Raw genomic sequence first — 14,024 nt, 5'->3', positions numbered from 1 at the left:
CCTCCTACAGAATAATTACTAGTTAAGTTCGTTATACACAATGTATATCAAACCATTCTTAGTGTCAAGTTTTCTTTACATTACAGACCAAATAAAAATAACCCGCAACCTGTGCGGGCTTGTTATAGGAAATAATGACAGTGTGAATTTCGTGCAAAATAACTCTGATTACGGGCTTAACGCTCCCTGTTCACCACATAATTCATTAGATGTTTTAAGAAAGGTATATTGCGGGGAATCGCTTGTAATGCTTCCGTAGCAAGACAATAGTGTTCCCACATCTCTTTACTGGCACCTTCGGTTCCAAGGATCGAGACGAAATTCGAATTATTGTTCGCTACATCCTTGCCGACCGGTTTGCCAAGCACATCCGTATCTCCCTCTACATCGAGCAGATCGTCTTTGATCTGAAATGCAATCCCCATATGATAGGCAAATTTTCTAAGGGCAATAACTTCCGCTTCGCTGGCCTCTGCAAGCATAGCCGGCATGACCAGGCATGCCTCAAAGGCCACCCCAGTCTTATAAAAGCAAACCATATTCAGCTGCTCCAGGGTCAAATTCTTTCCTTTTGAATCCAGATCCATAGCCTGCCCCATACACATGTCTTCTGCCTTTTGGGACGAGTAACGGATCAGAGCTAGAACGGTCTCCGCTTTGAAGCGGGTAAGGGAGGCTTGTTCTCCAATCGCTCTCTGTATCAAATACAGCCCGGTTAATTCGGCAGTAGCACTATTGTGAACCTGGTGCAAGGTCTCCCGGCCTCTGCGGGTAGACGCATTATCCTGTGAGGGCAGATCATCAAAAATCAGGGATGCAGTATGCATATATTCGAGTGATCTCAGAAGCGGAATAATCGCCTCAGACTCCAACCCGTATTCATACACGCCCATGACCCAGGTCAGAATAGGACGAACCCGCTTCCCGTCCCCTTCCAGACTATAATTGGCCGCATCGATCAGCTGTTCCTTCATTGCCGTAATCCCCTGCGGCTTGACGAATTTCAGCTCGCTGTTAATCAGAGTACGGGCACTTTTGAATGTAGTGTGGAAGTCCTCCTGTTCCCTTGCATCATTTTTCAAATGCTCAACCATCCGGTCCCGCAGCAGTTTATCGAAAAAGTCAACATCATCCGCTTTGCGCACCATTTTCTGGATAAGCTGATTGAGTTCCGGAAAGCCGGCTGCAAACATCCCCATCGTCTTATTGTACTTCTCAGCTCCTGCCCGCTCCTTGAAACGCTTAAGTCCATTAATCACCCGGTCCAATATCACCTCACGGACTTTGGCATTGGAATCATAAACACTGCGGATGAGATTGGCAACGACTGCCCAATACAATTCGAAAGGATTAATCAAATCCGGTCTTTGCTCATGATATTGTAAATAATAAGTATAGGGTGTCACCGCACCATCCTTCAGATCCTGCTCCATATCCGCGAAATCGTCGGCAAGCTGATTGTAGATGCCAAAAAAGAAGGTCCGCTCTTCAAAGCCGGCATCTTCAGGTGCACTGATTACAGAACGCGCAATCAACCGGGACGATGAAGACTTCAAAATCACAGGGATATACAGTTCCTCATTGGTGTAATCGGGCTGTGTAAGCGCCTTAACACGGTCGATATCCTGGGCATGGAAAAAAACATAGGACTGTTCAAAAAAGGTCTGCTGAGTGTCAGGGCTCTGATGCTGCTTAATATACTCAAAAGCCTCTGTGAGCTCCGAATGGATATAATGAATCAGCTTCACATTCTCCCCGGTCCATACACCAAGCTCTGGCACAGCTCCGGAAAGCAGTGCAGAACGAATCAGATCGGAATATTGCGCTTTCTCTTGAAGAGTCAAAATCTGAGAATCCAGCAGATCATCAATGAATGGATAGGTGAGACCATAGGAATATCCAAGCCTGATCGCTTCATCAAGTCTGCGGGAACGCTCCCCGGGCGATGCAGCATCCCCCAGCTCATCCATCACATGCAGAACAACGCCCAGAATAATCTTGATCAGCTTACGCTGGGCATGCTCCGCACTCATTCCCTCAGGTATATGTGAAGCTACCGATCTTAGTTTTTTGAACAACCAGATCACTGCAGCTTCAGTACCTTCCTTCTGTGCCCACCTGTACACCCCTGCTAGATTCATAAATTCCGGCGACTCACCTTTGTTTGTGTTGGTGGACTTTAGCAAATGTTTGTTCAAATCAGCCACGGTTCTCTGAATCCGGTTCTGTGTGACCGGTGAATCCAGCGTTTTCCCCAAATCCCTCAAATAAATGTAAGAGACACTCCGGTCCAGATAATCATCCAATTTCCCTGTGTAATTCAGCCATTGAATGTACCGATAGTAATCCCGGGTATCCGGTTTTTTCTTTCCCCGTGAAAAGAAGCTTACGCCCGAATAACCGCGCACATGCTTCCGTTTCCATATTTGAATATCCTCTGTCAGCGCTGGCACATAAGACTTGTTCCTGACCTGATTATAGAGCGATGTAAAATACCGGGCCGCCCTCTCCTCAGCCAGTTGATAGCCCTCATTAACATGCTTCGTAAAATTTACATTCATATGATGCACAACCTCAATGTCTTATTTGATATACATAGCTGCAATTCACCTTGGAGAATGTATGATTCGGTTCAAGCTTTTTATCCTTATACGGACAATAAGCAGTTAGGTTACGGAATCCATCCGAAGGGTCGCGCTTATATTTATTAGCGGTTCACGAGACAACATGATCAGAAAATGTTTTGTTTCGCCCACTCCCTGGACGGATGCCCCTCATAAGCTATCAGGTCTTGATTTACTCGCTTACATTGAATTTATAACTAAAGTAGGAGTTGTGATTCATGAAATTAAAAACGCAGCTTACCGGACGGGTTATCTTTAAAGGAGATCCGGGTTATGAAAAGGCACGAAGAAATTGGGATCCCCATACCGATCGTTTCCCGAAAGTATTTGTGTTTGCTCAAAAAACTCAAGATGTTGCAAATGCCATCAAATGGGCGCGCGAGAATAAGGTCCCCATCCGGCCTAGAAGCGGGAGACATTCGCTGGAGGTCAATCTGTCACAGGTTAACGGCGGGATAGTCATCGATGTAAGTGAAATGCGGAAAATCACGCTCAATAAAAAAAATGGAACTGTAATTGTTGAGACTGGAAATACAGTCGGGAGAATTGCACATACGCTTGCCCGCCTGGGCTACCTTGCTCCTTTTGGCGACAGCCCTACGGTTGGAATCGGCGGAATCACATTGGGCGGCGGAATCGGACCGCTTCAACGGACGGTAGGCCTTGTCAGTGATAATCTGATCGGACTCGAAATGGTTGACGCGAAGGGTAATGTTATCACTGCCAACAAAAATAGTAACACTGATCTCCTATGGGCTTCACGCGGAGGCGGCGGAGGGAACTTTGGCGTATACACAAGATACAAATTCAAAGTGCGCCGCGCTCCAGCCACTGCTACCGTCTTCCGTGTCACCTGGCCGTGGGAGCAATTCGAAAAAGTCTTCAAAGCTTGGCAATTATGGGCTCCTTCCGTCAACACCAAACTGGGCAGCGAATTATCCATCGGACCGAAAAAAGGTGGCAACGTCAGTATGCTTGGGCTGTTCCTCGGATCAAAAGCGGAGGCTACCAGGCTGTTAAAACCAGTTACAGGAGTAGGAACGCCGACAACTAAGCTCATCAGCTCCTTACCCTACACGCAGGTAGTTAGCTTTTTATTAGCACCGGATCCGGTGCTTACCCAAAGGTTCAGTAACCAGTTCTCCAGCGGCTTCGCCAAATCGCCGTTCCCGGACAAGGCAATTAAGAGCGTCCGTGAATTTTTAGAGCAAGTGGACGGGGACCCCGCGGGATTCTTTTTCCTTAACTGGGGTGGTGCTGTAAGCCGTAAATCTCCTAAATCAACTGCCTTCTACTGGCGTAAAGCAAAATTTTATGTTGAGTGGAACAGCTCATGGACCAAGAAATCGGAAGCCGCGAAAAATATCGCCATTGTGCGCACTACAAGACGTAAGCTCCAGCCATATATTGTAGGTTCCTATATCAACGTTCCGGACCAGGGAATTAAAAATTCGGGACCGGTGTACTATGGAAGTAATTATCCGAGGCTGCGGAGAGTGAAAGCTAAATATGACCCGGGTAATGTCTTTAACAATCCGCAGAGTATTCCTCCCTCCCGCAGACCTTAATGTTATCCGTATGTAACAAAAAGAGAAGGCCCGTATTGGACCTTCTCTAAAGATGGAGGGATTATTTAGATAAGCTTTGCAGATAAGCATCCGCTTCTTCATAAGTTGGATAATGCACCGCAAAACTTCCGAAAAGTCTCTTCATCTGCATTTTCCAGATTGGGGAGTTTGCTACATAAGCCCATCCGCCAAGGCCGTTAGCAACAGCCATATCGCCAGTAGGTGCAAGCATTCCGGCAACCTCAGGGGAAAGAATGGTCGCTGAACCTGTTACGTCAGTTATTCCCGTAAAGCCCGGTTTAAGCTGCTTCATCGCTTTTTCAAAATCAGATATATAGGATGGCACGTCCGCTTCTGTAAGACCTAATGCTTTTACCACCACTTGATTTTTTTGAAGATTTACTTCCATTGTGTAAGGCATGCTGATTCCTCCAAATATGAAATTGTAAATATGTACCTACAAAATTTATATCGGCAGTTCTTAGAAGCAAGTTGAGAGAAAAAGGAATTTTATTAATGTATTTAACAAATTTCTGTTTTCTGTTAATTTAGAGAGCTTATTTGGTAGCGGAATATCCTCCATCGATAAGATGAACAGTGCCTGTAATAAAGCCGGCTTCATCGCTTAGCAGGAAGCATACAAAATTCGCAATCTCATCAGCAGTTCCGTAGCGTTTAAGCGCTGTCCCGCTGGCAATTGCGGATTGTAAACCTTCTATGTCATCTGAAAGGAGCCGTTCATAACGTCCCATCATGACTGTCGGTACAGGCCCTGGCGCAAGTACATTGGCCCGGATATTGCGCGGACCTACCTCAGCCGCAACAGATTTGGTTAACCCGATAATTGCGTGCTTGCTTGCGGAATAGGCCGCATCACCGGCCATCCCAATGGTACCGTGAAGGGAGGCGCAATTGAGGATGGCCGAACCGGACGGCATGTACGGAATTGCGTATTTCATCATCATAAACTGGCTGATAAGATTCGTGTCAATTACTCTTTCAAAAGTCTCTACCGGGTATTCTTCCACTAGCTGATTATCGCCGGTAATAGCAGCATTGTTGTACAGGCAATCAATTTTACCGTAACGATCAATAGTATCCTTGATTATGCCCTTAACAACAGCCTCTTTTGAAACATCCCCCTGAATAAAAAGCGATTCCCCTCCCAGTTCAGTAATTTCCCGCGCAGTAGCTTTTCCGGAGTTTGATATGGTTACACATACGACTGAAGCCCCCTCTAAGGCAAGTCTGATAGCAGAAGCCCTTCCAATTCCGCTCCCCGCTCCGGTTACAATGGCTACTTTCCCGCTAAATCTGTGATTCATCAAAACACCACTTTCTTTGTTATAGAGTTTCGGTTCGGTATTGTTCCTCATTTCGACCCATTCCCTAATCAAGCGAGCAATTTCGACATATCAACCAAATTATACCATAAACTGGAATGATTAAAAACCATATTTTTTCCAAAAAGAAGGGTATGTATAAAAATAGAGAGCCGACCTGCGGCTCTCTTGTACGATTATGCTTCGTATGAATATTGACTCATTTACCTGTATAAAGCTTCGTTTTCATCAAAGCCTCCAGGAATGTGAATTTACTGTAAGCTGTACCGCCTTGGGCCAGCGGATCAACCAGATTGACATAAACATTGCCGCTCTTGACGGCTTTCAGGCTCTTCCAGATCGGATTCTTCTGCAGTTCTTCCAGGGCCTTTGGATTATCCTTGTTCTCATCCGGTGAGAATTGGACGAAAAGATAATCCGGGTTAATCGCCGCAAACGCCTCCAGCGAAATGTTCTGCTGGGCCTTCGCCTGCTGAACTTCCTTTGGTACAGCTGCACCCAGATCTGCGTACAGGGACCGGTTAAAGAAGATATCCTGCGGATACAGGAACAGGTTGCCTGTCCGGATACGCAAAGCCATCACTGTCTTGTTTTTAAACTTAGGAGCGAGCTTCACTTTAGCTACTTTTAATTCATTCTGATACTTCAGAATGGCCGCTGTCGACTCATTCTGTTTGCCTGTAAGTGCTGCCAGCAGCTTAAGGTTGTCCATCCAATCCGTAGCGATATGAGATACCGGAATGGTTGTAGCTATCTTTGCCAGCTTCTCATTAGTTTCAGCCGGAAATTTGGTACTGCTAAGAATAACGGCCGGCTTGAGCTTGAGGATGGTCTCAAAATTTGGCTCCATCTTCTCCCCTACCGGTGTAACGCCGGATGTAATTTTGGAGAACATGGCCGGAAACTTACCGCCTACGGTAAGGGCACCCTTGGGCTTGAAATTCAGCACCAGTGCGTCTTCAAGAGCCTCCAGTGCACCAGCGATCACAATGTTATCGGTCTTTGCAGGAACCGTATATACCTTGCCTTTATAGGTAATTTTCTGCGTAGCCGACGTGGTGGCTTTCCCTACATTCACCGGTGCCGCGTTGACGCTTACTGCAGATCCAATGCCCAAAACCATTACACTAGCTAATACCAAACCTTTTAATCCTTTTAACATGCCTGCTACCCCACCTCAGATCTTATTAATAATGAGAATCATTATCACAATTATCATAGATAAATCTGCTCCTTTTGAACATGGATTATTTCCGTAAATAACATGGACGATCTGCGAAAATATTGACCAGAAAACTGAACACCGGGAACGATTAGCGCGGATTGCAGAATTAAGATTGTTACCGCTTAACCGCCAAGCAATAATTCACATTATCAAAGGCCGTAATGGGATGAGCCGGCTGGCTGTCATTATATGCCTTGAACAGCTGTACATTAATTTCAGCTGGAGTCAGATGCTGATAGATCAGCAGATTAAGCTCTTCGAGCATCTGCTCCAGATCCCGGTAAGAGTAGCTTGCCTGCATCGGCTCGCCTGCCTGTGCTGCCATCATTAACTGCTTCTGTGTCCGTTCACCTGCCTGGGGTGTAAAGGTAAGCTCATCAGGATAATCAAAAACGATGCTGCTGCCGCTAGGGAGCAGCATCACAATGGCGGACAATAATTGTTTAAACGAATCCTTGGGCAGATAATAACTGATGCCCAGTAAGCTGCTGAAGCTGATCTGATCCGGGTCATAAGCGGGACATCCCAGCACTCCCTTCTGCCAGTCAGGGTCAAGAAAATCAGCCGGAATATAATGCACATTGGACGGTATCTGCCAATGTAGCGAAGAGATCCGCCGCTGCTTATCATCACCTGTAGCGGGGTGATCGATTTCAAAGATTTGCAGTTTATCTGCAAAGTCCGGCTGGCGGTAAGCGAAGGTATCATATCCAGCGGCAAAAATCAGATATTGCCTTGCCCCAAGTGTGACCGCATTTTGAAGCGCCTGTTCCGCAAAAGCGGCCCGCCCCAGCGGAGACGGCGACAGCTGCCAATCAACGATTGCCCGCAGGCACTCCTCCTGTGTGCCGGTAAATTCCGGCAGGAAGAATGTTATCCCCTTCGACATGTTGCTGGAGATGTTCGTGTATTCATCATTGGTTAATAGTTCTCTTGCGAGCCGGTCATCAAAAATTTTGATCTGATTATGCTCTGCGTGATAGGCTCTCGCAAATGCACTAACAAGCGCTGTGATGCTTTTATTTTTCATTAGTTATCACCTCACATCTGTTGTACCATTCAGCCGGATTAGGAAACAATACTTGATTTTTCTGTTATTTTATGGTATAATAAAGGTAATAATTTTATAAGATTCACAATTTCGCCACAATTAGGGGCGTTTTTTTATGCCTTGAATAATTTAGTCGCAATAAAACAGTCTGTCTTAATGGTGTAATTGATGAAACTTCAAATGTGGACTAACATAGATTTAAGGACGAATGAGCGGAACCTCCTGGTTCCGCTCATTCGTCCTTTTGTTGGATCTCAACTCGTTCAAAACCACCAGCAAAGATATGGATTACATTGCTGTATGCAGCAGTTAACAATAATCCCCTCCTGCCTCACTTAGACAGGCCATTAAAAAGCAAGAAGCCCGCATTTCATGCGGGCTTCTTCAACATATGGCTCAACACTATTTGTTGTTTCCGGCCAACCTCAAGAGGTTACCGTCTCTGTGCTTCTCCAGCGCAGTTTATACAGCTCAGGCATTACTACCCCAAGCAATACCAGAACTACCCCGGTCCATTGCAGTACGCTTACCTGCTCATGCAGCACGAACGAGGACAGCAGTACTGCCACCGGAAGCTCGGCCGCACCGAGAATACCGGCCATTCCGCCTCCGATATGGGGCACGCCAATCGCAAACAGCACCGGCGGAATAAACGCTCCGAACAATCCGAGCAGGAATCCGAACAACAGCAGCTGTCCCCATAGCAAGCCGTTGAACAGGAAATACGGCGGGAACAGGATGCAGAGCAGCACTAGACCGCCTGTAACCATCCAGGCACTCCGGTAAGCCGGATGTACTGAGGGAACGGCTTTCCCGCTAAAGATGATGAACATCGAATAGCTTACCGCTGACAGCAGACCGAGTGTAATGCCTAAGAAATCGAAGTGAGCCGTACTCTCTCCAAGCACACCTGCCGCAAGCAGAGTTCCGCCGAACAGCAGGAACAACGTTAATACGGTAATTTTATCCGGACGCTGGCGTTTGCTGACCGCCTGGATCAGCACACTGATCCAGGTAAACTGGAACAGCAGGATAATCGCCAGCGATGCCGGGATGTAACGGAGAGACTGGTAATACAACAGGCCCGTGACGACAGTCGGTGCCCCGGCCAGCATAAGCAGCAGTCTGTGCTTCCATGTCATCCGCGGGGATACATTTCCGGCTTCTGCCGGTGTGATTCCTTGTTTCCGCTGCTTGCGTGTCTCTCTCACTTTGGTATATAGAGCCAGCATCCAGGCCAGTATACAGCCAGTCATCAGCTGCGTACCGACCACTTCTCCCAGCTGATATCCTTGTCCGTACGCGAGTACAACTATAGTCGACAAGATGCCATAGCTCATCGCTCCTACCAGAACCGAAATTAAGTACTTCATATCCTTCATATCTATTATGCCTCCTGAAACTTCTGTATCGGCCGTTACACGCAAAAAATCCTAACTCCGGGATAAACACCATAAGCACGGTCTTTATCATCGTAGTTAGGAAGAATAGGCTTCCTGTAGAAACCCTCGCCCTATAAATGCCTGAACGGCTGCGAGGTTATACGAAAACTGTTTTATAATTATCAGCATGACGACTTTTCATATGTTACACGGCAAGTGAGAGGGTGTCAACCTTTAATTGTTTAAATTTGTGGTTTCTCTCCTATTCACCGCTATCCCCAAGCCAAACCTCACCAGAGACTGTGTTCCACTTCAGGCTGATCCCCAGCAGCTCGCAGAGATCCTGCAGCGGAAACTGGGTGGTATCGGATAAGGCTTTTAGTGTAATTGTACTCTCAGTCTTCTTACCGTTAATGAACAGCTGTTCCGGATCACTGGCTTTGATATGAATAACCGTGCCGCCATATGCGAATGACCAGACTCTAAAGCGGTAATTATTGAACTTCGGATCGGGATTGGACTGAGTCATATTCACCTTAACGCCTAACGCCTTGAACACACTGCTGTAAGGAACATACAGTTTTCCGTCGATAACGCCTGCGGTTCCATAAAAATCAACAGACTTCCCGTTCACCATAAAGGTTAGCGGAGCCTGAACAGGTATAGGAGTGGTGATATCATCATTAGTAACGGTCCCGCTGCCTGTGGCTAATCCGCCATAGAATCCTTCTCCCCAGCCCAATAACGACCCTTTCTTATCCAGTGCAAATCCGAAGCTGCCCGTGCTCCCCCATAAATCGGTGATACTCTCTGCACCTTTGACTCGAAACGGTTTGTTCAGGGGTCCGGAATTATAATTCCATTGCCAGAGTGTTCCGTTAGTCTTCAGCACATACAGCTTATTGTAGCCAGTCTGAAGTTTATAGACGCTGCTAAGGCCAGCTAATTCGGAAGGTGCTTTCAGCGTCTTATTCCAGCGCAGGGTTTGTCCATCCGCACGCAGCAGGAAGGCATTATCCCCGGAGGAAGCAATTTGCTTAATCCCTGATGCAGCCAGAGTATTTACGGTAACCGGATCACTTGCCCAGCGGATTCTGCCCATAATACTGTTATAGATGCTCAATTGCTTCACACTGCCGTCGTCTGTAAGGAACAGCGCATTATTACCGGCGATAACTGCAGAGCGGATTCCGGTAATCCCTGGCAGCGGCAGGTAGCGGACCTTCATACGCATATTATCGTTCTCATCATAGGACGGGTACCAAAGAGTCGCCGTGCCGTCCTTATTGACTGCTATCCCCGCTGAACCGTCAGTAGTAAGGAAGGAGACATTGTTGAGTCCTTCCAGCTCAGCCGGGCCTCCTCGCTTCTGGTAAGGCAAAGCAGGGTCATTGCTGATATAGGAACCATAGGTTTGGCCCCAGCCCCACACTTCTCCGGCTGCATTCAATGCAAAAGAAGCATTGTTTCCTGCCGCTACTTGAACAATGTCCGTCAAACCGGCAATTCTTTTCGGAATGAATTGATCAATATTAGTTCCATCACCAGCCTGACCATATTTGTTATACCCCCAGCCGGTTACCGATCCGTCACTCCAGGCAGCAAGTCCATGCGCATAACCGCCAGATACACTTACCGGACGTGCAGCCGCCGCCGCTCCAGCCTCTCCTCCTCCCCCCGCAATAAATATCACAACCACGAGCATGAGTATTACGAGCTGTATTAATCCTTTACGAAAAATCACAGTATCTCCTCCTAGCCTATTGAAAATAATTGTAGCCAAAGTATCCGGTTTAAATTGAATCCTCTTAATTCTACCAATTGTCTCCAGTCTAATAAACCTTTATCGAATGGATACACCCTCATCTGCCCAAACTGAACAGAGCTCCAGTCTGGCCTGTTCTTTGGTCTTTTGGGTTCAATTTGAAAAATAGATATGTTACTATTTACAGGATAAACTGAATCCGTAATTCAGTACGCATGTACGCAGAAACTCTCGAAGAAAGTTAGTGATGTAATTATGAAACCTGACAACTTCTCCTTTGCTGTTCAGAGGAAGACAGGACAATACAATGATACTCAATATTGGCTGCTCAGTTCTGCCGGTATAACCGGTGCGGAGCGGCAGTATTCTGCTGAGGATAAGCAGTCCATTAGGGAAGCTGCCGCAATATTAGCCGGCGGAGGCACGGTAGCGTTCCCGACAGAAACAGTATATGGCCTGGGGGCCGATGCCCGTAATACATCAGCTGTTGAAGCGGTGTTTGCTGCAAAAGGACGTCCCGCTGACAATCCGTTGATTGTACATATAGCAGACCGTGAGCAGCTGGCTGAATTTGTTACCGGCGTAGATCAAGCAGCAGAAGCCTTGATGGATGCTTTTTGGCCAGGCCCGCTGTCACTGGTGCTGCCTGTACGCGCCGGCGTACTATCCGAGCGCGTAACAGCGGGGCTTGATACAGTTGCCGTGCGGATGCCGGCACATCCTACGGCGCTTGCCCTGCTGCGCGCGGCTACCTGCCCCGTAGCGGCACCCAGCGCCAACCGTTCGGGACGGCCGAGTCCGACAACGGCCGCCCATGTCCGCGAAGACCTCGCCGGTTATATCGGCGGGGTTCTCGATGACGGGCCAACCGGCGTCGGACTGGAATCGACCGTCGTGCAGGTGCAGCCTGATGGGACGGTCGCCATCCTCCGCCCGGGCGGGATCACAGCCGAGCGGCTGGCGGCTGTGCCCGGTGTTGTAGTCACTCCGCCCCTATCCGGTGGCGGAGAAGCAGCCGGCGGACCGGAAGCGGACGCCGGCAACAGCCCGGCACCGCGTGCGCCGGGCATGAAGTACACCCACTACGCGCCGCAAGGCTCGCTCACCATCGTGAGCGGGTCATCGCAGCAGCGTGTGGCAGCCCAAGCCGCTGCGCTGCTGCAGGCAGCGCAGGCCCGCGGCGAGAAGACCGGCCTGCTGCTTTTCGAAGAGCACTTGGCCTTGTATCCCGCCACTGCCGCCGGCTGCATAGTTTCACTGGGCTCGCTCAACGCCCTTGAGGAAGGTGCACGCACCCTTTATGGCGCATTGCGGCGCTTTGATGAAGCCGGAGCTACCTATATCCTGGCCGAGGCTTGCCCCGAAGCCGGTCTAGGTGCCGCTATAATGAACAGGCTGCTTAAGGCAGCCGGCGGTTCGGTCATCGGCACGGATTAAATACGTTGCTCTGCACAACATATAGGCAAACGAAGTTCCCAATGGGGCTGCGTTTGCCTTTTTATCATGCCGTCCCGGGTTGTACATTTGCATAAATATAACACTTTCTGTTAGTTTTATAGAATTAATTGATTGGCTATCAAAAAAGAATTAATTGGCAATTTGATGTCAGGTTTAAGTAAAATTTTAATAATTCAGTTATAGGTAGTCACATTATGCAGACAGGGAGTGTTCTTTCAAGTGTCCACTATTTCATCAGAAGCTTCGTCTTCCGCCGCAAATTATGTCCAGCAGGTATTCGAAGCCGTCAAACGCCGTGATCCGCTGGAACAAGAATTCCATCAAGCTGTGAAGGAAATTCTGGAATGTCTGGTTCCAGTATTGGCACGTCATCCTCATTACATGGAGAATGCCATACTGGAGCGGCTCGTTGAACCGGAGCGCAGTCTCTCCTTCCGTGTTCCCTGGATGGATGACTCCGGCACCATTCGTGTGAACCGCGGCTACCGGATTCAATTCAACAGCGCTATAGGTCCCTATAAAGGCGGAATCCGTTTCCACCCTTCTGTCTACTCAGGAATTGTTAAATTCCTGGGCTTCGAGCAAATTTTCAAAAATGCCTTAACCGGCCTGCCGATCGGCGGCGGTAAGGGCGGTGCCGATTTCGATCCCAAAGGCAAGTCTGACCGGGAGATCATGTCTTTTGCCCAAAGCTTTATGACAGAGCTGTACCGGCATATTGGTCCTGACACGGACATCCCCGCAGGAGATATTGGTGTTGGTGCTCGGGAGATCGGCTACATGTTCGGACAGTACAAACGGATCCGCGGCGGACATGAGGCTGGAGTGTTGACCGGCAAAGGTCTGCTGTATGGCGGAAGCCTAGCGAGAAAAGAAGCTACGGGTTACGGGCTCGTATATTTCGTGCAGGAGATGCTAGCGGCACAGGGACAGGACTTCCGAGGGCAGACTGTGGTGGTATCCGGCTCAGGCAATGTGTCTATTTACGCTATGGAAAAAGCACAGCAGCTTGGTGCCCTTGTCATCGCCTGCAGCGACTCCGGCGGATTCATACATGACCCGCAGGGAATTAAGCTGGATACGGTAAAACGGTTGAAGGAACAGAACCGTAGCCGGATCAGCGAATATCTCAAAGAGCATCCGCATGCGGAATATATAGAGGGCAGCTCCGGGATCTGGAACCTCCCTTGCCAAATCGCCCTGCCTTGCGCGACACAGAATGAGCTTGATGAAGAAGCGGCACGTGCCCTTGTCGCAGGTGGAGTGCTGGCTGTCGGTGAAGGCGCCAATATGCCGTCCACGCTGCCGGCGGTCAATTACTTTTTACAGCAGGGAATCCTGTTCGCTCCGGCAAAGGCAGCCAATGCAGGCGGAGTAGCGGTCTCAGGACTGGAAATGAGCCAGAACGGCATGCGCCTGTCCTGGTCGTTCGAAGAGGTAGATGAGCGGCTACGGCTCATTATGAAGAATATTTACCGCAGTGCCGTCCGGGCTGCAGATGAATATGAAATGCCCGGCAATCTTGTCGCCGGTGCTAACATCGCCGGGTTCCTGAAGGTCGCTGATGCTATGCTGGCCCAGGGAGTGGTCTAAGACCGCCCATGAAGG

At 48.6% G+C, this 14,024-nt stretch carries 10 protein-coding genes and 1 riboswitch; of the genes, 3 read left to right on the top strand and 7 right to left on the bottom strand.

Going from position 1 to position 14,024, the window contains the following annotated elements; genetic code table 11:
• Positions 1 to 176 precede the first annotated feature (176 nt).
• On the bottom strand, positions 177 to 2,570 hold the full coding sequence (locus L6H70_RS02520; protein ID WP_423802763.1) for a polyprenyl synthetase family protein: 2,394 nt from the start codon (positions 2,568 to 2,570) through the stop codon (positions 177 to 179).
• Between the two features lie 272 nt (positions 2,571 to 2,842).
• On the opposite strand from L6H70_RS02520, the gene L6H70_RS02515 reads away from it, so the two are divergent.
• Positions 2,843 to 4,192, top strand: coding sequence for an FAD-binding oxidoreductase (locus L6H70_RS02515; protein WP_236329451.1), 1,350 nt, complete (start codon positions 2,843 to 2,845; stop codon positions 4,190 to 4,192).
• 61 nt (positions 4,193 to 4,253) lie between these two features.
• Here the strand turns inward: L6H70_RS02515 and L6H70_RS02510 are convergent, their stop codons facing one another.
• The 6 genes from L6H70_RS02510 to L6H70_RS02485 all read right to left on the bottom strand — a co-directional run bounded on the left by L6H70_RS02510 (position 4,254) and on the right by L6H70_RS02485 (position 10,937).
• Complete coding sequence (locus L6H70_RS02510) at positions 4,254 to 4,613, bottom strand: hypothetical protein (protein WP_236329449.1); 360 nt, start codon at positions 4,611 to 4,613, stop codon at positions 4,254 to 4,256.
• 136 nt (positions 4,614 to 4,749) lie between these two features.
• On the bottom strand, positions 4,750 to 5,517 hold the full coding sequence (locus L6H70_RS02505; protein WP_236329447.1) for an SDR family NAD(P)-dependent oxidoreductase: 768 nt from the start codon (positions 5,515 to 5,517) through the stop codon (positions 4,750 to 4,752).
• A gap of 217 nt (positions 5,518 to 5,734) precedes the next feature.
• Positions 5,735 to 6,697: an ABC transporter substrate-binding protein gene (locus L6H70_RS02500; protein WP_236329445.1), complete on the bottom strand. Its 963-nt coding sequence runs from the start codon at positions 6,695 to 6,697 to the stop codon at positions 5,735 to 5,737.
• Positions 6,698 to 6,875: 178 nt separating this feature from the next.
• A complete protein-coding gene (locus L6H70_RS02495) occupies positions 6,876 to 7,790 on the bottom strand; it encodes a class I SAM-dependent methyltransferase (RefSeq protein WP_236329443.1) in 915 nt (304 codons plus the stop codon).
• 446 nt (positions 7,791 to 8,236) lie between these two features.
• Positions 8,237 to 9,184, bottom strand: coding sequence for an EamA family transporter (locus tag L6H70_RS02490; protein ID WP_236333075.1), 948 nt, complete (start codon positions 9,182 to 9,184; stop codon positions 8,237 to 8,239).
• 82 nt (positions 9,185 to 9,266) lie between these two features.
• Positions 9,267 to 9,378, bottom strand: a riboswitch (purine riboswitch).
• Between the two features lie 77 nt (positions 9,379 to 9,455).
• Entirely contained in the window at positions 9,456 to 10,937 is a 1,482-nt protein-coding gene (locus L6H70_RS02485; protein ID WP_236329441.1) for a stalk domain-containing protein, read from the bottom strand.
• A 276-nt stretch (positions 10,938 to 11,213) separates the two neighbouring features.
• On the opposite strand from L6H70_RS02485, the gene L6H70_RS02480 reads away from it, so the two are divergent.
• Both L6H70_RS02480 and gdhA read left to right on the top strand, forming a co-directional pair.
• The gene (locus L6H70_RS02480; RefSeq protein ID WP_236329439.1) at positions 11,214 to 12,395 is read left to right on the top strand and encodes an L-threonylcarbamoyladenylate synthase; all 1,182 of its coding nucleotides are present in this window, start codon (positions 11,214 to 11,216) and stop codon (positions 12,393 to 12,395) included.
• Between the two features lie 240 nt (positions 12,396 to 12,635).
• Positions 12,636 to 14,009: an NADP-specific glutamate dehydrogenase gene (gene gdhA, locus L6H70_RS02475; RefSeq protein WP_236329437.1), complete on the top strand. Its 1,374-nt coding sequence runs from the start codon at positions 12,636 to 12,638 to the stop codon at positions 14,007 to 14,009.
• Positions 14,010 to 14,024 lie beyond the last annotated feature (15 nt).

This window comes from Paenibacillus auburnensis (genome assembly GCF_927798115.1).
Classification (GTDB): Bacteria; Bacillota; Bacilli; order Paenibacillales; family Paenibacillaceae; genus Paenibacillus_AQ; species Paenibacillus_AQ auburnensis.
This window is presented reverse-complemented; position numbering and strand designations above follow the sequence as displayed.

Bases quoted from the DNA above. Each gene is read 5' to 3' on its own strand.
- L6H70_RS02495 (WP_236329443.1), bottom strand. From the start codon at position 7,790: ATGAAAAATAAAAGCATCACAGCGCTTGTTAGTGCATTTGCGAGAGCC.
- L6H70_RS02515 (WP_236329451.1), top strand. From the start codon at position 2,843: ATGAAATTAAAAACGCAGCTTACCGGACGGGTTATCTTTAAAGGAGAT.
- L6H70_RS02490 (WP_236333075.1), bottom strand. From the start codon at position 9,184: ATGAAGTACTTAATTTCGGTTCTGGTAGGAGCGATGAGCTATGGCATC.
- L6H70_RS02500 (WP_236329445.1), bottom strand. From the start codon at position 6,697: ATGTTAAAAGGATTAAAAGGTTTGGTATTAGCTAGTGTAATGGTTTTG.
- L6H70_RS02505 (WP_236329447.1), bottom strand. From the start codon at position 5,517: ATGAATCACAGATTTAGCGGGAAAGTAGCCATTGTAACCGGAGCGGGG.
- L6H70_RS02510 (WP_236329449.1), bottom strand. From the start codon at position 4,613: ATGCCTTACACAATGGAAGTAAATCTTCAAAAAAATCAAGTGGTGGTA.
- L6H70_RS02480 (WP_236329439.1), top strand. From the start codon at position 11,214: ATGAAACCTGACAACTTCTCCTTTGCTGTTCAGAGGAAGACAGGACAA.